This is a genomic window from Thalassococcus sp. BH17M4-6 (assembly GCF_049323015.1).
Lineage (GTDB): Bacteria > Pseudomonadota > Alphaproteobacteria > Rhodobacterales > Rhodobacteraceae > Puniceibacterium.
In genome coordinates, this window is sequence record NZ_JBMPGU010000009.1 from 1 (window position 1) to 19,412 (window position 19,412).

General features: G+C 62.8%; 13 protein-coding genes. 1 reads left to right on the forward strand and 12 read right to left on the reverse strand.

Translation table 11 applies throughout. From position 1 onward, the window contains the following. The 4 genes from tuf to rpsL form a co-directional block, all read right to left on the reverse strand. Positions 1-1,176, reverse strand: a complete 1,176-nt coding sequence (tuf, locus tag ACOXXX_RS13425) for an elongation factor Tu (RefSeq protein WP_422825817.1) — start codon at positions 1,174-1,176, stop codon at positions 1-3. Positions 1,177-1,263: 87 nt separating this feature from the next. Further along, positions 1,264-3,387 carry an elongation factor G gene (gene fusA / locus ACOXXX_RS13430; RefSeq protein WP_422827111.1) on the reverse strand — a complete coding sequence of 708 codons (2,124 nt, stop codon included), beginning with the start codon at positions 3,385-3,387 and terminating at the stop codon, positions 1,264-1,266. A 15-nt stretch (positions 3,388-3,402) separates the two neighbouring features. Continuing rightward, the gene (rpsG, locus tag ACOXXX_RS13435; protein ID WP_114512972.1) at positions 3,403-3,873 is read right to left on the reverse strand and encodes a 30S ribosomal protein S7; all 471 of its coding nucleotides are present in this window, start codon (positions 3,871-3,873) and stop codon (positions 3,403-3,405) included. Between the two features lie 12 nt (positions 3,874-3,885). Then, positions 3,886-4,257, reverse strand: coding sequence for a 30S ribosomal protein S12 (gene rpsL / locus ACOXXX_RS13440; RefSeq protein WP_005980675.1), 372 nt, complete (start codon positions 4,255-4,257; stop codon positions 3,886-3,888). A gap of 389 nt (positions 4,258-4,646) precedes the next feature. On the opposite strand from rpsL, the gene ACOXXX_RS13445 reads away from it, so the two are divergent. Further along, entirely contained in the window at positions 4,647-5,447 is an 801-nt protein-coding gene (locus ACOXXX_RS13445; RefSeq protein WP_422827112.1) for a putative rhamnosyl transferase, read from the forward strand. Here ACOXXX_RS13445 and ACOXXX_RS13450 read toward each other — a convergent pair. From ACOXXX_RS13450 to ACOXXX_RS13485, 8 genes are all read right to left on the reverse strand, one after another. Beyond that, entirely contained in the window at positions 5,423-6,319 is an 897-nt protein-coding gene (locus tag ACOXXX_RS13450) for a DMT family transporter (RefSeq protein ID WP_422827113.1), read from the reverse strand. The genes ACOXXX_RS13445 and ACOXXX_RS13450 overlap by 25 nt on opposite strands. A 181-nt stretch (positions 6,320-6,500) precedes the next feature. Then, on the reverse strand, positions 6,501-10,751 hold the full coding sequence (gene rpoC, locus ACOXXX_RS13455; RefSeq protein WP_422827114.1) for a DNA-directed RNA polymerase subunit beta': 4,251 nt from the start codon (positions 10,749-10,751) through the stop codon (positions 6,501-6,503). A gap of 93 nt (positions 10,752-10,844) precedes the next feature. Beyond that, entirely contained in the window at positions 10,845-14,984 is a 4,140-nt protein-coding gene (gene rpoB, locus ACOXXX_RS13460; RefSeq protein ID WP_422827115.1) for a DNA-directed RNA polymerase subunit beta, read from the reverse strand. Positions 14,985-15,276: 292 nt separating this feature from the next. Continuing rightward, positions 15,277-15,657 (reverse strand): 50S ribosomal protein L7/L12, encoded by a 381-nt coding sequence (gene rplL, locus ACOXXX_RS13465; protein WP_422827116.1) that lies wholly within the window; start codon positions 15,655-15,657, stop codon positions 15,277-15,279. A 71-nt stretch (positions 15,658-15,728) separates the two neighbouring features. Continuing rightward, positions 15,729-16,244, reverse strand: coding sequence for a 50S ribosomal protein L10 (rplJ, locus tag ACOXXX_RS13470; protein WP_422827117.1), 516 nt, complete (start codon positions 16,242-16,244; stop codon positions 15,729-15,731). Between the two features lie 422 nt (positions 16,245-16,666). Next, complete coding sequence (rplA, locus tag ACOXXX_RS13475) at positions 16,667-17,365, reverse strand: 50S ribosomal protein L1 (protein ID WP_422827118.1); 699 nt, start codon at positions 17,363-17,365, stop codon at positions 16,667-16,669. 1 nt (position 17,366) lies between these two features. Further along, positions 17,367-17,816: a 50S ribosomal protein L11 gene (rplK, locus tag ACOXXX_RS13480; RefSeq protein ID WP_422827119.1), complete on the reverse strand. Its 450-nt coding sequence runs from the start codon at positions 17,814-17,816 to the stop codon at positions 17,367-17,369. Positions 17,817-18,001: 185 nt separating this feature from the next. Further along, positions 18,002-19,192 (reverse strand): OmpA family protein, encoded by a 1,191-nt coding sequence (locus ACOXXX_RS13485; protein WP_422827120.1) that lies wholly within the window; start codon positions 19,190-19,192, stop codon positions 18,002-18,004. Between the last annotated feature and the right edge of the window lie 220 nt (positions 19,193-19,412).

Consider the following 19,412-nt stretch of genomic DNA (forward strand, 5'->3'; position numbering starts at 1 on the left):
TTACTCGATGATTTTTGCGACGACGCCGGAGCCGACGGTGCGGCCGCCTTCGCGGATGGCGAAGCGCAGCTTTTCTTCCATCGCGATCGGGGCGATCAGCTCGACCTCGAACTTCAGGTTGTCGCCCGGCATCACCATCTCCGTGCCCTCGGGCAGGTTCACCGTGCCGGTCACATCCGTCGTGCGGAAGTAGAACTGCGGGCGGTAGTTGGCGAAGAACGGCGTGTGACGGCCACCCTCTTCCTTGGTCAGGATGTACGCCTCGGCCTCGAACTTGGTGTGCGGCTTGACCGAACCGGGCTTGCACAGCACCTGGCCACGCTCCACGCCGTCACGGTCGATGCCGCGCAGCAGCGCGCCGATGTTGTCGCCTGCCTCACCGCGGTCCAGCAGCTTGCGGAACATCTCGACACCGGTGCAGGTGGTCTTCTTGGTGTCGCGGATGCCGACGATTTCCAGTTCGTCGCCGACGTTCACGACGCCACGCTCGACCCGGCCGGTCACAACCGTGCCGCGGCCCGAGATCGAGAACACGTCTTCGATCGGCATCAGGAACGGCTGGTCGGTGGCGCGCGGCGGCTGCGGGATGTACTCGTCGACAGCGGCCATCAGCGCCTTGATCTTCTCTTCGCCGATCTCGGGATCGCGGCCTTCCATGGCGGCCAGGGCCGAGCCTGCGATGATCGGAACGTCGTCGCCCGGGAAATCGTAGGCCGACAGCAGTTCGCGCACTTCCATCTCGACCAGTTCGAGCAGCTCCTCGTCGTCGACCTGGTCGACCTTGTTGAGGAACACCACCATCGCCGGGATGCCGACCTGGCGGCCCAGCAGGATGTGCTCGCGGGTCTGCGGCATCGGGCCGTCAGCGGCGTTCACCACCAGGATCGCGCCGTCCATCTGCGCCGCACCGGTGATCATGTTCTTGACGTAGTCGGCGTGGCCGGGGCAGTCGACATGCGCGTAGTGACGGTTCTCGGTCTCGTATTCCACGTGCGCCGTCGAGATCGTGATCCCGCGGGCCTTCTCCTCGGGCGCGCCGTCGATCTGGTCGTACGCCTTGAAATCGCCGAAATACTTCGTGATCGCCGCCGTCAGCGTCGTCTTGCCGTGGTCAACGTGACCGATCGTGCCGATGTTGCAGTGCGGCTTATTGCGCTCAAACTTTGACTTTGCCATGCTGGCCTCCTGTCTGTCGTGTGGGTGGTGGGGTCACACCCCACCCTACGGTGGTGGGTAGGGCGGGGTTCACTCCCCGCCATCCCGTTATGCGTATTTCTTCTGGATCTCGTCCGAGATGTTCTGCGGCACCGGATCATAGTGATCGAACTGCATCGTGAACTGCGCGCGGCCCGAGGACATCGAGCGCAGGTTGTTGATGTAGCCGAACATGTTGGCCAGCGGCACGAAGGCGTTGATCGCCACGGCATTGCCGCGCGGTTCCTGCCCCGACACCTGGCCCCGACGCGAGGTCAGATCGCCGATCACGTTGCCGGTGTATTCTTCTGGCGTGATCACCTCGACCTTCATGATCGGTTCCAGCAGCTTGGCGCCGGCCTTCTTCATGCCTTCGCGCATGCCCATGCGGGCGGCGATTTCGAAGGCCAGAACGCTCGAGTCCACGTCGTGGAACTTACCGTCAACCAGTGCCACCTTGAAGTCGATGACCGGGAAGCCCGCCAGCGGACCGGAGTCCATGACCGACTTGATGCCCTTTTCGACGCCCGGGATGTATTCCTTGGGCACCGCGCCGCCGACAATCCGGCTTTCGAAGGAATAGCCTTCGCCCGGCTCGGTGGGGCTGATGATCATCTTCACTTCGGCGAACTGACCCGAACCACCCGACTGCTTCTTGTGGGTGTAGGTATGCTCGACCTCGTGACCGATGGTCTCACGGTAAGCCACCTGCGGCGCACCGATGTTGGCCTCGACCTTAAACTCGCGCTTGAGACGATCCACCAGGATGTCCAGGTGAAGTTCGCCCATGCCCTTCATGATGGTCTGACCGGACTCGAGGTCGGTCTCCACCCGGAAGGACGGGTCTTCGGCGGCAAGGCGCTGCAGACCGGCGGACATCTTTTCCTGGTCGGCCTTGGTCTTGGGCTCGACCGCGATCTCGATCACCGGATCGGGGAAGGTCATGGTTTCCAGAACCACCTGGTTCTGGCTGTCCGACAGCGTGTCGCCCGTGGTGGTGTCTTTCAGACCCGCCAGCGCGATGATGTCACCTGCGAACGCCTCTTCGATCTCTTCGCGATCGATGGCGTGCATCATCATCATACGGCCGATGCGCTCTTTCTTGCCCTTGGTGGTGTTCAGGATCGAATCGCCCTTTTTCAGCACGCCGGAATAGATCCGCGTGAAGGTGAGCGACCCCACGAACGGGTCGTTCATGATCTTGAACGCGAGGCCCGAGAACGGCTCGCTGTCATCGGCGTGACGCGCGATGTTGCGGGTTTCGGTCTCGTCCGACGGGCTGAAGCCCATGTAGGCAGGCACGTCGAGCGGCGACGGCAGGAAGTCGACCACGGCGTTCAGCAGCGGCTGCACACCCTTGTTCTTGAAGGCGGAACCACCAAGAACCGGCACGAAGGACAGCGACAGAGTGCCCTTGCGCACGAGCTTGCGCAGGGTTTCCTCGTCCGGCTCTTCGCCTTCGAGGTACGCTTCCATCGCGTCGTCATCCATTTCGACGGCATGCTCGACCAGGTGCGAACGCCATTCGTCGGCGAGGTCCTTGAGCTCCGGGCGGATCTCCTGACGGGTCCAGGACGCGCCAAGGTCTTCACCCTTCCAGGTCCACTCTTCCATCTTGATCAGATCGACGATGCCTTCGAGCTGGTCTTCGGCACCGATGGGAAAGTTCACGGGAACCGGAGTGGCGCCTGTGCGGTCCTTGATCATCTTCACACAGTTGAAGAAGTCCGCACCGATCTTGTCCATCTTGTTGACAAAGACGAGACGCGGAACCTTGTACCGGTCGGCCTGACGCCACACGGTTTCGGTCTGCGGCTCAACGCCCGCGTTACCGTCGAGCAGCGCCACGGCGCCGTCGAGCACGGCCAGCGAACGCTCGACTTCGATGGTGAAGTCCACGTGGCCGGGGGTGTCGATGATGTTGAACCGGATCTTGGTGTCCGAGGTGCCGTCAGCGGTCGGATCTTCCTGACGCTGCCAGAACGTGGTGGTCGCAGCCGAGGTGATGGTGATCCCACGCTCTTGCTCTTGCTCCATCCAGTCCATGGTCGCGGCACCGTCGTGCACTTCGCCGATCTTGTGCGACTTGCCGGTGTAGTAAAGGATACGCTCGGTCGTCGTGGTCTTGCCCGCATCGATGTGGGCCATGATCCCGAAGTTCCGGTAGCGCGTAAGGGGGTATTCGCGTGCCATTCTGCTCGCTCCTTCTTACCAGCGGTAGTGGCTGAACGCCTTGTTGGCGTCGGCCATCTTGTGGGTGTCTTCGCGCTTTTTCACGGCAGAGCCGCGCGACTGGACCGCATCCATGAGCTCGCCAGCCAGGCGCTCTTCCATGGTGTTCTCGTTGCGCTTGCGGCTGGCATCGATAAGCCAGCGGATGGCAAGCGCCTCGCGGCGCTCGGGGCGCACTTCGACGGGCACCTGGTAGGTGGCACCACCGACGCGGCGCGACCGCACCTCGACACTGGGTTTGATGTTGTCCAGCGCTTCGTGGAACACTTCCACGGGGGCGCGCTTGATCTTGGTCTCAACCCGGGTGAAGGCATTGTAGACAATGCTTTCGGCGACCGACTTCTTGCCGTCGATCATCAGGTTGTTCATGAATTTGGTCAGGACCCGGTCGCCGTACTTGGCGTCGGGCAGGACTTCGCGTTTTTCTGCGGCGTGACGACGTGACATCTAAATACCCTCTTATTTCGGACGCTTCGCGCCATACTTGGAGCGACGCTGTTTGCGGTCCTTGACGCCCTGGGTATCCAGAACCCCGCGCAGGATGTGATAGCGCACACCGGGAAGGTCTTTCACACGACCGCCGCGGATCAGGACGACCGAGTGTTCCTGAAGGTTGTGGGATTCACCCGGAATATAGCTGATCACCTCGTAGCCGTTGGTCAGACGGACCTTGGCCACTTTCCGCATGGCGGAGTTCGGTTTCTTCGGCGTGGTGGTGTAAACGCGCGTGCAGACGCCGCGCTTTTGCGGGCACTGCTCCAGGTGCATGGACTTCGAGCGTTTGACTTTCGGCTGCCGCGGCTTGCGGATCAGCTGTTGGATCGTTGGCATTCCGGTAATTCCCCGTGTAGCTCACATATGTGGTGCACGGGGTATCCCGTGCGGGTTTCAGTTCCAGCGCCTTGCGCGTCCGCAAGTCACCATGTGCACGTCAGGTGCACGACATCTTGTGCATCGTTCTGGAACGACGCAAAAAACCGCATGCGTTCCCTGGTGCGGGAACGACGCGGGGGGTTCCAGAGGATCGGGGCGGGATACGCCCGGATCGTGACCGCTTCGGTTCTGTAGATCGGATCAAGGGACACCTGTCCCGTCCGAGATAGCGGGCGTATAGGGGGAGTCGGAATGCTTGTCAACAGCGCCCCGGCCTTGCTTTGGGCGGTCCCCGGTGCAACTGTTGCCGCGTGGCGGCCCATGGGCCGACGCTAGCGGAGTTGGCGATGCAAGTTATTGGATTTTGCCGGTTTTCCTATCCGGGCACGGGCGGATTTCAGGTCGAACACGAGAGCGTTGCGGCGCGCGAGGCGTACCTTTACGCGCCCAGGCGTCTGAACGAGCGCTTTGCCAATTTCGAATGCCTCTGCCTACCGGGACTCAAGGCCCAGACCGACCCCGATTTCACCTTCCTCATCCTCATTGGCGACAGCCTGCCCGACGCCGCACTTGACCGGCTGCGCGCACTGGTCGCGGATTTTCCGCAGGCGCGGATCGTGGCGCGCCCGCCCGGCCCGCACCGCAAGGTCTGCCAGGAGGTGATCAATGCCGCGCGCGACATGGCGCAGCCCTGCCTGGAGTTCCGCCACGATGACGACGACGCGGTGGCGGTGACCTTTGTCGAGACGCTGCGCGCCGCGGCGCAGGACTGTCAGGCCCTGACCGGGCGGCACCGGCTGGTCGGGTTCGACTGGAACCGCGGTTTCGTGGGCCGCGCAGACGCGCGGGGGATCTGCGCCGATCCCACCGTCACACCCTATTGGGGCGTGGCGCAGGCGGTCGCCGTACAGCCGCGCGTGGCGCAGTCGATCATGAATTTCGGCCATAACAAGATCAACCAGTTCATGCCCACGGTGACCTTTACCGATCCGCCGATGTTCCTGCGCGGACATAACGATCACAACGACTCACGCCAGAAAAAACACGTGAAGCCGGTTGCACTGCCGCGGCTGGATGCGGATGGCGAGGCCGAGATGAAGCGGCTCTTCGCCATTGATGCGGATCACATCCGGACCGTCTTCGCCTGAAGCCGCCGCGCGCGCGCTTCGCGCAGCAGGGTAAAGACCCCTGTCGCGATGATGATGCCCGCGCCCAGGAACGTCAGCGGCAGCGGCCATTCGCCGAAGATCGCCCAGCCCAGGACCAGGGCCCAGACCAGCCCGGTATAGCGGAACGGGGTGACGACGCTCACCTCGCCGGTGCGCATGGCCAGGACGCTGAAAAGATACCCGCCGATGATGAAGATCGACATCGCCGCCACCAGCGCCCAAAGCGGTGCATCCAATGGCTGCCAGGTTTCGCCCAGCGACAGCACGGCGGCAAAGACCAGCACCGCCACCGACGCGCTGAGCGTGACGGTGAGGCTGGGCACAACCGCCGACATGCGCCGGGTTGCCAGATCCCGCACGGTGACACAGATGACGGCGATCAGCGCATAGACCGAATAGGCGTTGAAGCCTTCGGTCCCCGGCCGCACGATCAGCAGCATGCCGCCGAATCCGATCAGGATCGCCGTCCAGCGCCGCCAGCCAACGGGTTCGCCGAAGAACACCGCGCTTGCCAGCGTCACCGTCAGCGGCAACATCTGCAACAGCGCCGTGACATTGGCGATGGGCATGTTGAAAAGCGCGGTCAGAAAGAACCACGCCGCCGCCACTTCGGCCACCGCGCGCAGGGCGATCAGGCCCCAGTCACGACGCGGAAGATCCAGGCGCAGTGCGTTCAGCCGCCGGGCGATGAGGTAGATGATTGCCGTCGCAAAGATGCCGCGTAGCGCCAGAAGCTGGCTGAGCGGCAGCGTGCTGCTGGCCACTTTCATGCAGGCATCGCCAAAGGTGAAACAGGCCATGGAGGCCATCATCAGGAACGCGCCGCGTGTGTTATCGGAAACGGGTGTCATGGCGGTGACTTACGCCCGGGCGTCGCGGTTGACCATCACGAAACCACCGATGCGTCCTCGCGGGCCCCGGAATTTTCAAAAATTCCGGTCCGTTTTCCTTGAGGAAAACGGCGCCCTGCGGCGATGTCGCAAAAGAAAACACCCGCCGAAGCGGGTGTTTCTGAAGGTCGTATGGGACCGCTTATTCGCGGCTTTCGGGCGTGTCCACCACCAGCGTGTCGAACTCGTCCCCGCCGACCACGTCGTCATCCGACGCGTCCGGTGCGGCCAGCGCGGCCGCAGCTTCGGCTTCCTGGCGACGCGCGTCGATCACGACATTGTCGCGGTCCGACGCGATCCGGCGCACCTTCATGGTCGCGCCACCGGTCCCGGCCGGAATGAGGCGGCCCACGATGACGTTTTCCTTGAGACCCACCAGCTTGTCGCGTTTGCCCTGCACGCTCGCTTCGGTCAGCACACGGGTGGTTTCCTGGAAGGACGCCGCCGAGATGAAGCTGCGGGTCTGCAGCGACGCCTTGGTGATGCCCAGCAGGATCGGTTCGCCCTGCGCCGGACGGCCGCCCTTGGCGATCGCCTTTTCGCAGGCCTCGTCGAATTCGGCCTTGTCGACGTGCTCACCCTTGAGCAGCGTGGTATCGCCGCTGTCCTGGATCTCCCACTTCTGCAGCATTTGACGCACGATGACCTCGACATGCTTGTCGTTGATCTTCACGCCCTGCAGCCGGTAGACGTCCTGCACCTCGTCGATCATGTAGTTCGCCAGCGCCTCGACACCCATGATGGCCAGGATGTCATGCGGCGCCGGGTTGCCGTCCATGATATAGTCGCCCTTGGTCACATAGTCGCCTTCGGCGACCGGGATGTGCTTGCCCTTGGGCACCATGTATTCGACGGGCGACAGGCTGTCGTCCACCGGTTCGATGCTGATCCGGCGCTTGTTCTTGTAGTCCTTGCCGAAGCGCACGTAGCCGTCGATTTCCGCGATGATGGCGTGGTCCTTGGGGCGGCGAGCCTCAAAGAGTTCGGCCACACGCGGCAGACCACCGGTGATGTCCTTGGTCTTGGCGCCTTCGCGCGGGATACGCGCGACGACGTCGCCGGCCTTGATCTCCTGCCCGTCTTCGCAGGACAGGATCGCGTCCACCGACATCGGATAGGTCACCGGGTTGCCCGCGTCGTTGCGCACCGGTTCGCCGTCCTCGCCCACCAGGATGATCTCGGGCTTGAGCTCGTTGCCCTTGGGGGCCGCGCGCCAGTCCGACACGATCTTCTGGGTCATGCCTGTGGCATCGTCGGTTTCCTCGCGCACGGCAACGCCGTTCACAAGGTCCACGTGACGGGCGGTGCCGTCCTTTTCCGCGATGATCGGCAGGGTGTACGGATCCCATTCGAAAAGCTTGTCGCCCCGCGCCACGGTATCGCCTTCCTTGACGAACAGCTTGGTGCCGTAGCCCAGCTTGTGGCTGGCCCGTTCGGCGCCGTGTTCGTCCATGATCCGCAGCTTCATGTTGCGTCCCATGACGAGGGTTTCGCCGTTGGCGTTCTCGAGCGTGGAGGCCTGATCGAACGCGATGATACCGGACTGCGACGCCTCCTGGAACGACTGCTGGCCACCTTGCGCCACGCCGCCGATGTGGAAGGTCCGCATCGTCAGCTGGGTGCCCGGCTCACCGATGGACTGCGCCGCGATGATGCCGACGGCCTCGCCCTGGTTGACCAGCGTACCGCGGGCAAGGTCGCGCCCGTAGCACATGGCGCAAACGCCTTCTTCGGCCTCGCAGGTCAGCGGCGAACGAATGCGCATGGTCTGCACCGCCGCCTCGTCGATGGCGTCGGACATGCGTTCGTCGATCAGCTGGCCCTGCTTGACCAGCACCTCGTCCGTGCCCGGACGCAGCACATCCTCGGCCGCGACGCGACCCAGCACACGTTCCGCCAGCGACGCCACGACCTCGCCGTCGTTCACGGCCGTTTCGGCGGTGATGGCGTTGTCGGTGCCGCAGTCGTTCATGCGCACGATGCAATCCTGCGCCACGTCCACCAGACGCCGGGTCAGATAGCCCGAGTTCGCGGTCTTGAGCGCCGTGTCCGACAGACCCTTCCGGGCGCCGTGGGTCGAGTTGAAGTATTCAAGAACGGTCAGACCTTCCTTGAAGTTCGAGATGATCGGCGTTTCGATGATGTCGCCGTTGGGCTTGGCCATCAGGCCGCGCATGCCGCCCAGCTGTTTCATCTGCGTGACCGAGCCCCGCGCACCGGAGTGCGCCATCATGTAGACCGAGTTCGGTTCCGCCTCGGACCCGTCCGCATCGGTCTGCGAGGCCGAGATGGTGGACATCATCGCCTCGGTGACCTTGTCGTTACACTTGGACCAGGCATCGACGACCTTGTTGTACTTCTCACCCTGGGTGATCAGGCCGTCCATGTACTGCTGTTCGAAGTCCTTCACCTGGCTGCGGGTGTCCTCGACGATGGGCCACTTGGTTTCGGGAATGACCATGTCGTCCTTGCCGAACGAAATGCCCGCCTTGAACGCCTCGCGGAAGCCCATGGTCATGATCTGGTCGCAGAAAATGACCGACTCCTTCTGACCGCAATAGCGGTAGACGGTGTCGATGACCTTTTGCACATCCTTCTTGCGCAGCAGCGTGTTGACCAGGCTGAAGGGCGCCTTGGCGTTCATCGGCAGCAGCGCCCCCAGCCGCACGCGGCCCGGGGTCGTTTCGAACCGGACCGAGACCTCGTTGCCGGTTTCGTCGATCTGCTTGACGCGGCATTCGATCTTGGCGTGCAGGTGCACGTGGCCCGCGTTCAGCGCGTGCTCGACCTCTTCGATGGAGGAGAATTTCATCCCCTCCCCCTTCATTCCATCGCGGGCGATGGTCACGTAGTAGAGGCCAAGGATCATGTCCTGCGACGGGACGATGATCGGCGCGCCGTTGGCGGGCGACAGCACGTTGTTCGTGGACATCATCAGAACCCGCGCTTCCAGCTGCGCCTCAAGGCTCAGCGGAACGTGCACGGCCATCTGGTCGCCGTCGAAGTCGGCGTTGAAGGCCGAACAGACGAGCGGATGCAGCTGGATCGCCTTGCCTTCGATCAGGATCGGTTCGAACGCCTGGATGCCCAGACGGTGCAGCGTCGGCGCCCGGTTGAGCATGACGGGATGTTCACGGATCACCTCGTCAAGGATGTCCCAAACCTCGGGACGTTCCTTTTCCACCAGTTTTTTCGCCTGCTTGACGGTGCTGGACAGACCCTTTGCCTCAAGCCGCGAATAGATGAACGGCTTGAAGAGCTCGAGCGCCATCTTCTTGGGCAGGCCGCACTGGTGCAGCTTGAGCTCCGGCCCGGTCACGATGACCGAGCGGCCCGAGAAGTCGACCCGCTTGCCCAGCAGGTTCTGACGGAAGCGGCCCTGCTTGCCCTTGAGCATGTCCGACAGCGACTTCAGCGGGCGCTTGTTGGCACCGGTGATGACGCGGCCACGACGGCCGTTGTCAAAGAGCGCGTCGACCGATTCCTGCAACATCCGCTTTTCGTTGCGGACGATGATGTCGGGCGCACGCAGTTCGATCAGCCGCTTGAGACGGTTGTTCCGGTTGATCACGCGGCGGTAGAGATCGTTGAGATCGGACGTGGCGAAACGGCCCCCGTCAAGCGGCACCAGCGGGCGCAGTTCGGGCGGGATGACCGGAATGACGGTCAGAACCATCCACTCCGGCCGGTTGCCCGACTCCAGGAAGGATTCCACGACCTTCAGACGCTTGATGATCTTCTTGGGCTTGAGCTCGCCCGTCGCCTCTTTCAGATCGGCGCGCAGGTTGTCGGCCTCGGCCTCGAGGTCGATGGCCGCCAGCATTTCGCGGATCGCCTCGGCGCCGATGTTGGCGGTAAAGGCGTCCATGCCATAGGCGTCCTGGGCATCCATGTACTCTTCTTCGGTCAGCATCTGACCGTAGGTGAGATCCGTAAGGCCCGGCTCGGTGACGACGTAATTCTCGAAATACAGAACCCGCTCCAGATCGCGCAGGGTCATGTCGAGCATCAGACCGATGCGGCTGGGCAGCGATTTCAGGAACCAGATATGCGCGCAAGGAGCGGCCAGTTCGATGTGACCCATGCGCTCGCGACGCACCTTTTGCAGCGTGACTTCGACGCCGCACTTTTCGCAGACGACGCCGCGATACTTCATGCGCTTGTACTTGCCGCAGAGGCATTCGTAATCCTTGATCGGACCAAAAATGCGCGCGCAGAACAGGCCATCACGCTCGGGCTTGAACGTGCGGTAGTTGATCGTCTCGGGCTTCTTGATCTCCCCGAAGGACCAAGAGAGGATCCGTTCGGGCGAGGCCAGAGAGACCTTGATCTCGTCAAAGGTCTTGGCGGGGGCAACCGGATTGAACGGGTTGTTTGTCAGTTCCTGGTTCATTTTCAAATCCTTAAAGGCTGTCGGAAGGAAGGGGAGCGGCGCCAAGACTTTTCATAAAAGTCTTGGCACAAGTTTTTTCAAAACTTGTCTGCCTCACTCGTCTTCTTCCGCATCCAGGAGTTCCATGTTGAGGCCCAGACCCCGGACCTCCTTGACGAGAACGTTGAACGATTCCGGAATACCGGCCTCGAAATTGTCCTCGCCCTTGACGATGCTCTCGTAGACCTTGGTCCGGCCCGCGACGTCGTCCGACTTCACCGTCAGCATCTCCTGCAGGGTGTAGGCGGCACCGTACGCTTCGAGCGCCCAGACCTCCATCTCCCCGAAACGCTGACCGCCGAACTGCGCCTTGCCGCCCAGCGGCTGCTGGGTCACGAGGCTGTAGGGCCCGGTCGACCGCGCGTGGATCTTGTCGTCCACCAGGTGGTGCAGCTTCAGCAGGTATTTCACACCCACCGTCACCTTTCGGCTGAACTGCTCACCGGTGCGGCCGTCAAACAGCAGCGACTGGCCCGAGGTGTCGAACCCGGCACGTGCCAGGGCGTCATTCACATCGGCCTCTTTCGCGCCGTCGAAGACCGGCGTGGCGATCGGCACGCCGCGGGTGACGTTGCCCGCCGCCTCGACCAGCATGTCCTCGTCCATGCCTTGGATGCCCTCTTCATAGACATCCTCGCCATAGGCGATCTTCATCGCCTCCCGCACAGGGGTCAGATCGCCGGTGCGGCGATAGTCCTGCAATGCATCGTCGATCTTGATGCCCAGACCGCGTGCGGCCCAGCCCATGTGGGTTTCCAGGATCTGACCGACGTTCATGCGCGACGGCACGCCCAGCGGGTTGAGGCAGAAGTCGACCGGCGTGCCATCCGCGAGGAACGGCATGTCCTCCATCGGCACCACCTTGGAAATCACGCCCTTGTTGCCGTGACGCCCGGCCATCTTGTCGCCCGGTTGCAGCTTGCGCTTTACCGCGACGAACACCTTGACCATCTTCATCACGCCCGGGGGCAGGTCGTCGCCGCGGCGGACCTTTTCGACCTTGTCCTCGAACCGCGCGTCCAGCGTGCGCTTCTGCGCCTCGTACTGTTCGTTGAGCGCCTCGACGATCTTGGCATCGGCCTCGTCCTCGAGCGCCAGCTGCCACCACTGGCCGCGGCTGAGAGACTCGAGAAGCTCTTCGGTGATCTCGGACTTGGGCTTGACGCCCTTGGGGCCTTTGACAGCCACCTTGCCCAGAACCATCGATTTCAGGCGCGCGTAGATGTTGCGATCCAGGATGCCCAGCTCGTCGTCCCGGTCACGGGCCAGACGTTCGACCTCTTCCCGCTCGATCTGCAGGGCACGTTCGTCCTTTTCCACGCCGTGCCGGTTGAAGACGCGCACCTCGACCACGGTGCCGTAATCACCCGGCTTGACCCGCAGCGACGTGTCGCGCACGTCCGATGCCTTTTCGCCGAAGATGGCGCGCAGCAGCTTTTCCTCGGGCGTCATCGGCGATTCACCCTTGGGGGTGATCTTGCCCACAAGGATATCCCCAGGCTCCACGTCCGCGCCGATGTACACGATGCCCGCCTCGTCGAGATTGCGCAGCGCCTCTTCGCCGACGTTCGGGATGTCGCGGGTGATCTCTTCCGGCCCGAGCTTCGTGTCCCGTGCCGCCACTTCGAATTCCTCGATGTGGACAGAGGTGAACACGTCATCGCGCGAGATTCGTTCCGAAATCAGGATCGAATCCTCATAGTTGTAGCCATTCCACGGCATGAAGGCGACGACGACGTTCTTGCCAAGCGCCAGTTCCCCCATGTCGGTCGAGGGGCCATCGGCGATCACTTCGCCCTTGGTCACCAGGTCACCCACCTTCACCAGCGGCCGCTGGTTGATGCAGGTGTTCTGGTTCGACCTCTGGAACTTGCGCATGCGGTAGATGTCCACACCCGGATCACCGGGTTCCAGATCGTCCGTCGCGCGCACGACGATCCGCATGGCGTCGACCTGGTCGATCACGCCCGAACGTTTCGCCATGATCGCCGCACCGGAGTCGCGGGCCACGATTTCCTCGATCCCCGTCCCCACAAGCGGGGCCTCGGACCGCAGGGTCGGCACCGCCTGCCGCTGCATGTTCGATCCCATCAGGGCGCGGTTGGCGTCGTCGTTTTCCAGGAACGGAATGAGCGACGCCGCGACTGACACCAGCTGCTTGGGCGACACGTCGATCAGGTCGACGGTTTCGTTGGGCGACAGGGTGTAATCACCGGATTTCCGGGTCGACACCAGATCGTTCACGAAATGCATGTTCTCGTCGAGGTTGGCGTTGGCCTGCGCCACGGTGTGGCGCATTTCCTCGGTCGCGGACATGTAGTGCACTTCGTCCGTGACCGTGCCGTCCTTGACGACGCGGTAAGGCGTTTCGATAAAGCCGTACTTGTTTACCCGAGCGAAGGTGGCGAGCGAGTTGATCAGGCCGATGTTCGGACCTTCCGGCGTCTCGATCGGGCACATCCGGCCATAGTGGGTCGGGTGCACGTCGCGCACCTCGAAGCCCGCGCGTTCGCGGGTCAGACCGCCCGGCCCAAGCGCCGAAAGGCGCCGCTTGTGCGTGACTTCCGACAGCGGGTTGGTCTGGTCCATGAACTGCGACAGCTGGCTGGAGCCGAAGAATTCGCGCACGGCGGCGGCGGCAGGCTTGGCGTTGATCAGGTCCTGCGGCATCACCGTGTCGATCTCGACAGACGACATCCGCTCCTTGATCGCGCGCTCCATCCGCAGCAAGCCGACGCGGTACTGGTTCTCCATCAGCTCGCCGACCGAGCGCACCCGGCGGTTGCCGAGGTGGTCGATGTCGTCGATATCACCGCGTCCGTCGCGCAGGTCGACCAGCGCCTTGACGCAGGCCACGATATCCTCGCGGTCCAGCGTGCGCTGGGTGTCGGGCTTGTCGAGGGCGAGGCGCATGTTCATCTTGACCCGGCCCACGGCCGAGAGGTCATAGCGCTCGCTGTCGAAAAAGAGCGTGTCGAAAAGCGCGCTTGCCGCTTCCACGGTGGGGGGCTCGCCCGGGCGCATGACGCGGTAGATGTCCATGAGCGCGCTTTCGCGGTTCATGTTCTTGTCCTGCGCCATGGTGTTGCGCATGTACGCACCCACGGTGATGTTGTCGATGTCGAGTACCGGGATCTCGGTCACGCCGGCATCCATCAGCTCCTTGAGCGTGCCGCCAGTGACATCGCCGTCCTTGTCGACGGTCCAGGTCAGCTCGTCGCCCGCTTCGACATAGATCGCGCCGGTTTCTTCGTTGATGATGTCCTTAGCCACGAACTTGCCGACGATGTTCTCGAACGGCACCAGCAGGTTCTTCACCTTGCCTTCATCGATGATCTTCTTCACGGCCCGCGGCGTAACCTTCTTGCCCGCCTCGGCCAGCACCTCGCCGCTGTCGGCATCGACGATGTCGTAAGTCGGACGGGTGCCGCGCACACGCTCGGGGAAGAATTTTGTAACCCAGCCGCGCTGACCTTTCGCTTGGGTGAAGGTCACGGTGTTGTAATAGGCGTCCATGATCGCTTCTTGATCAAGGCCAAGCGCGTAAAGGAGCGTCGTCACCGGCAGCTTGCGGCGGCGGTCGATGCGCGCGAACACGATGTCCTTGGCGTCGAATTCGAAGTCGAGCCAGGAACCGCGGTAGGGAATGATCCGGCAGGCAAAAAGCAGCTTGCCCGAGCTGTGCGTCTTGCCCTTGTCGTGGTCGAAGAACACGCCCGGGCTGCGGTGCATCTGGGAAACGATGACCCGCTCGGTGCCGTTGACCACGAAAGTGCCGTTGGGCGTCATCAGGGGCATGTCGCCCATGTAGACGTCCTGTTCCTTGATGTCCTTGACCGACTTCGCGCCGGTGTCCTCGTCGATATCGAACACGATGAGACGCAGCGTCACCTTGAGCGGCGCGCTGTAGGTCATGTCGCGCTGCTGACATTCCTCGACGTCGTACTTGGGCTTTTCCAGATCGTAGCTGACGAATTCCAGCACGCTGGTTTCATTGAAATCCTTGATCGGAAAGACCGACTGGAAGACACCCTTGATGCCTTCGCCGTCCAGCGGCTGCGGCTGATCGCCGGATTTCAGGAAAAGATCGTAGGAGGATTTCTGAACCTCGATCAGGTTCGGCATCTCCAGAACTTCGCGGATTTTACCAAAGTATTTACGAAGACGTTTCTGGCCAAGAAAGCTCTGCGCCATGTCAGGTGTCACCTTTCAGTTTCTCACCGGGTGTGCGCGCTGTCGGGCCACAGCGGCACGCCCCTACGAGACGACAAAGTTCCGGTCTATGCCTGGCATCCGTCCCACCGGACGCCTCCCGACCCTCGAACCTGGTCTTAGAAAAGCCCCTGTCGCGCGGGGCCTCTCTGAGACAGGCTCGGCTGGACCCGGATTTCCCCGGATCCAGCCTTGATTTGCCTCGGTGGCGAACCGGAATTTTCGAAAAATTCCGGGCCGTTTTCTTTGCAAGAAAACGGCTGCACCACCGCGATTACTTGAGTTCGACCTCGGCGCCAGCTGCTTCCAGCTTGCCTTTGATCTCTTCGGCTTCCTCTTTGGAAACCTGCTCCTTGACGGCCTTGCCGCCGGCTTCGACCAGGTCCTTGGCTTCCTTGAGGCCCAGACCGGTGATGCCGCGAACTTCCTTGATCACGTTGATCTTGGAGGCGCCTGCCGACTTCAGGATAACGTCGAACTCGGTCTGCTCTTCAGCGGCTGCGCCGCCTGCGTCGCCTGCCGGGCCCGCCATCATCACTGCGCCGCCAGCGGCGGGCTCGATGCCGTACTCGTCTTTCAGGATGGTTTTCAGTTCTTGTGCTTCCAGCAGGGTCAGACCAACGATCTCTTCTGCCAGTTTCTTCAGATCAGCCATTGTGACTTCTTTCCGTATCTAAATGTGTTCCAACGACGGGGTTTCAACCCCACGATGATCCTTGGGTTGCCTTACGCAGCCGCCTTGTCCTCGATCGTGGACAGGATGGATGCGATGTTCGAAGCAGGTGCGCCAATGGCCCCGGCGATGTTCGATGCGGGTGCGCCGATGCAGCCGACGATCGAAGCGATAAGCTCCTCGCGCGACGGCATTTTCGACACCGATTCCACACCGGCCCGGTCCAGAGCGTTCTCACCCATTGCGCCGCCAAGAATTTCAAACTTCTTGTTGTCCTTGGCGAAGTCCTCGACCACCTTGGCGGCTGCCACGGGGTCTTCGGAGAAGGTGAGGACGGTCATACCCGTCATGAAGGAGGCGATGCTTTCGCAGGGCTTTCCTTCCAGGGCGATCTTGGCGAGCCTGTTCTTGGCGACACGCACAGATGCACCAGCGTCGCGCGCGCGACCCCGGAGATCCTGCATCTCGGCAACCGTGAGACCTTCGTAGTGGGCAACCACCACGACGCCAGAGCTTTCGAAGATCTGGCCGAGTTCCTCGACCACTTTCTCTTTCTGGGCTCTATCCACAGTTTCACTCCATGTATTGGAGGGGGCGACCCCTCCGGCTCACTTGGCCCGGGCGGATGCCCGGACGTCTGGTCCGATCGGGTCGTCACATCGCGCGTCCGGAACACAGATCCGGTACGTTATGTCTCTTCCCGTCTCGGGCAGGACTTAGCGGGATTGGCTTTTGGCCGCCTCCAGCCCACCGTCTCGGACGAATCATCAGGCCGACATGACAGGGTCATGCGACTTGACGAAGCGCGGTCTAGTGGCAAACGCTGGGAATGTGAAGAGCCGATTGGCAGTTCACCTGCAAGTTCTGGAATTTTTGCGGATCGCCGCCGGTTCGGTGGCCGGCCCCTCCGGCCCGCTGGAACCGGAAACGACCATAAAAGCGAAAAGGCGGACCCCGGTGGCCCGCCTTTCCCGATCACTGACGCTGGCGCTTATTCGGCGCTTGCAGCCGCCACATCGACGGTGACGCCCGGGCCCATGGTCGAGCTCAGCGAGATGCGCTTGAGGTAGGTCCCCTTCGCGCCGGTCGGCTTGGCCTTGGCCACGGCACCGACAAACGCCTTGATGTTCTCGACCAGCTTCGCCTCGTCAAAGGACACCTTGCCGACACCTGCGTGCACGACACCGGCCTTTTCCGCCTTGAACTGGACCTGGCCGCCCTTGGCCGCCTCGACAGCTTCCTTGACGTCCATGGTCACCGTGCCGACCTTGGGGTTCGGCATCAGGTTGCGCGGGCCCAGCACCTTGCCCAGACGGCCGACGATCGGCATCATGTCCGGGGTGGCGATGCAGCGATCGAATTCGATCTTGCCGCCCTGGATGGTTTCCATCAGATCCTCGGCACCGACGATGTCGGCCCCGGCAGCCTGCGCTTCCTCGGCCTTGGGGCCGCGGGCGAAGACGGCGACGCGAACGGTCTTGCCGGTGCCGTTGGGCAGGCCGACGACACCGCGGACCATCTGGTCGGCGTGGCGCGGGTCGACGCCCAGGTTCATGGCGATCTCGACGGTTTCGTCGAACTTCACGTTCGACGTGGACTTGATCAGCTTGACCGCCTCTTCGACCGAGACGTCCTCTTTGCCGGCAAATGCTTCGCGTGCGGCACGGGCGCGTTTTCCAAGTTTAGCCATCTTACTTCACCTCGATGCCCATGGACTTCGCCGAGCCCAGTACGATCTTCATGGCCGCTTCGACGTCATTCGCCGAAAGGTCCTTCATCTTCGCTTCGGCGATTTCACGCACCTGCTTGATGCTCACCGTGGCCACGGTTTCACGACCGGGCGCTTCGGCACCGCGCGGGCGATTACGCTTTCCCACGGGCTTCAGACCGGCGGCCTTCTTCAGATAATAAGACGCGGGCGGCGTCTTGATATCCATGGTGAAGGATTTGTCCTGGTAATAGGTGATCACGGTCGGGCACGGCGCGCCGGGCTCCATTTCCTGCGTCTTGGCGTTGAACGCCTTGCAGAATTCCATGATGTTGATGCCGCGCTGACCCAGCGCCGGACCGACGGGCGGGCTGGGGTTGGCCTGGCCTGCCTTGATCTGCAGTTTCATCTTGCCAGCAAGCTTCTTTGCCATCTGGCGTCTCCTTTCATCCAACAGCTCGGTGACGCGTCACGCGGGCCTTTCATGTTGCCGTGGTCATGGTCCGGACATCGCGATGCCCTCGCCTCCCACGCTTTGTGCTGCCAAAGGCAACAGAGGCGCCTGTTACAGCGCCTCTACCGAGTCTTCAAGCCTTGATTCCGCGGACCGCCGCGCGCTTAGCCGTCTTCGAGGATGATGTCGAAATTCACTCGGCTGCCCGGCATCCCCGCTTGCTGATCCTGCGCGAACGGGGCTGACGGGCTGGCGATGATGATCTGGTTCGACGGCACGCCGCGGCCCACCAGCATCGCCATCAGCGCCTTGGCGCGCAGGCGGCCGGTCGACGGCGTTTCGTCCGCCTGGACCTCGGCGGTGTGGTGGCCGACGACCCGCAGGCGGGCATAGGGGCATTCCACCGCCTGCTGGGCCAGCGACAGCGCGATGTCCAGATCGGACGCGTTGAGCGACACCGACCGCGGCGCATAGAAGAGCGAGGTGTTTTGCGCGGCGCGTTCCAGGTTCTTCACGCAGGTCTCGGACGCCCAGGGGTTGACCTTCAGCGGCGCGACACTGGCGGTCCGCAGTTCGGGCGCGTCCTCGACCAGCGCAAACTCCACGCGACGGTCATAGTAGGCGCTGGGTTCCGGGCCGCTGACGGTCGACGGGGACTGATCGCCCAGCCCTTCGGCGAACATCATGCTGGTATCCAATCCCGAAGCCGCCACGCGGTTGATGACCTGTTCGGCCCGCAGCTTGCTCAGCCGCAGGTTCGCCTCCGGGTCCCCCGAAGGATCGGAATGCCCCTCGACGCGGATGCGCACCCCGGGGCAGTTTTCCGCAATCATCGCGATGACGCCGGCCTGTTCGATCCCGGCCTGCTCTGCCGTCACGCCGCCGCTTGGAAAATAGACCCGCGACCCCTTGGTCAGGATCTCGAGGTCGCGAACGCAGGCGGCCTTGGACCCGGCGCCTTGCTTGGAGGACTGGAAAAGCGCGGTCTGGGCTGCAATCGCGCTTGCGGCCTGTTTCTGCGGCACCCGTGCGGCGGGGATCGGCTGCGGCGCGGCTGCTGCGGCAACCTCTGCCGGCTCGGGGGCGTGGGCGGTCATCGCCGCGGCATCGAGGCTCAGGTTCTCGTCAAAGCTCGACTGCCGCGCGACCATTTCCGGCTCGGGCGCGGGCATGGCAGCGGCGCGTTGGGCTGCGGCCGTGATCTCGGCAAAGCGGTCCACCGTGGCAGCGGCGGCAGGCTCCGGTTCGGGCGCAGAGCGCGAGAACGGCGTTTCGCCAAAAAATCCCGTGGCGGCAAACACCAGCGCGGAGGACGGAACGATCCACGGCAGGCTGTCCCTTATATATTTCAGCATCACATGCTCCCCCAAATCTGTCAGCAGTTCGCTCGCGCAAACTACATCTTGTTAATTGGGCAAGATTTAGACGGACACATAAGCGTGAGGTCAACGACAAACTTGCCGGTTCACCGGCAAATTCGCGCCTGTGCGGCGCGCAGCGCACAGGCGCGGAAGACCGCGCTGCGCAGCAATAACCCAGCGCAGCCCGAAAAACCGGCTTGTACGGAAAAGCCTG

What these genes read in the sequence shown, in the direction of transcription:
- rplK (WP_422827119.1), bottom strand. Translation starts at nt 17,816, where the DNA reads ATGGCAAAGAAGCTTGCTGGCAAGATGAAACTGCAGATCAAGGCAGGC.
- rplA (WP_422827118.1), bottom strand. Translation starts at nt 17,365, where the DNA reads ATGGCTAAACTTGGAAAACGCGCCCGTGCCGCACGCGAAGCATTTGCC.
- tuf (WP_422825817.1), bottom strand. Translation starts at nt 1,176, where the DNA reads ATGGCAAAGTCAAAGTTTGAGCGCAATAAGCCGCACTGCAACATCGGC.
- rpsL (WP_005980675.1), bottom strand. Translation starts at nt 4,257, where the DNA reads ATGCCAACGATCCAACAGCTGATCCGCAAGCCGCGGCAGCCGAAAGTC.
- rpoB (WP_422827115.1), bottom strand. Translation starts at nt 14,984, where the DNA reads ATGGCGCAGAGCTTTCTTGGCCAGAAACGTCTTCGTAAATACTTTGGT.
- rpoC (WP_422827114.1), bottom strand. Translation starts at nt 10,751, where the DNA reads ATGAACCAGGAACTGACAAACAACCCGTTCAATCCGGTTGCCCCCGCC.
- rpsG (WP_114512972.1), bottom strand. Translation starts at nt 3,873, where the DNA reads ATGTCACGTCGTCACGCCGCAGAAAAACGCGAAGTCCTGCCCGACGCC.
- fusA (WP_422827111.1), bottom strand. Translation starts at nt 3,387, where the DNA reads ATGGCACGCGAATACCCCCTTACGCGCTACCGGAACTTCGGGATCATG.
- rplL (WP_422827116.1), bottom strand. Translation starts at nt 15,657, where the DNA reads ATGGCTGATCTGAAGAAACTGGCAGAAGAGATCGTTGGTCTGACCCTG.
- ACOXXX_RS13485 (WP_422827120.1), bottom strand. Translation starts at nt 19,192, where the DNA reads ATGCTGAAATATATAAGGGACAGCCTGCCGTGGATCGTTCCGTCCTCC.
- ACOXXX_RS13450 (WP_422827113.1), bottom strand. Translation starts at nt 6,319, where the DNA reads ATGACACCCGTTTCCGATAACACACGCGGCGCGTTCCTGATGATGGCC.
- ACOXXX_RS13445 (WP_422827112.1), top strand. Translation starts at nt 4,647, where the DNA reads ATGCAAGTTATTGGATTTTGCCGGTTTTCCTATCCGGGCACGGGCGGA.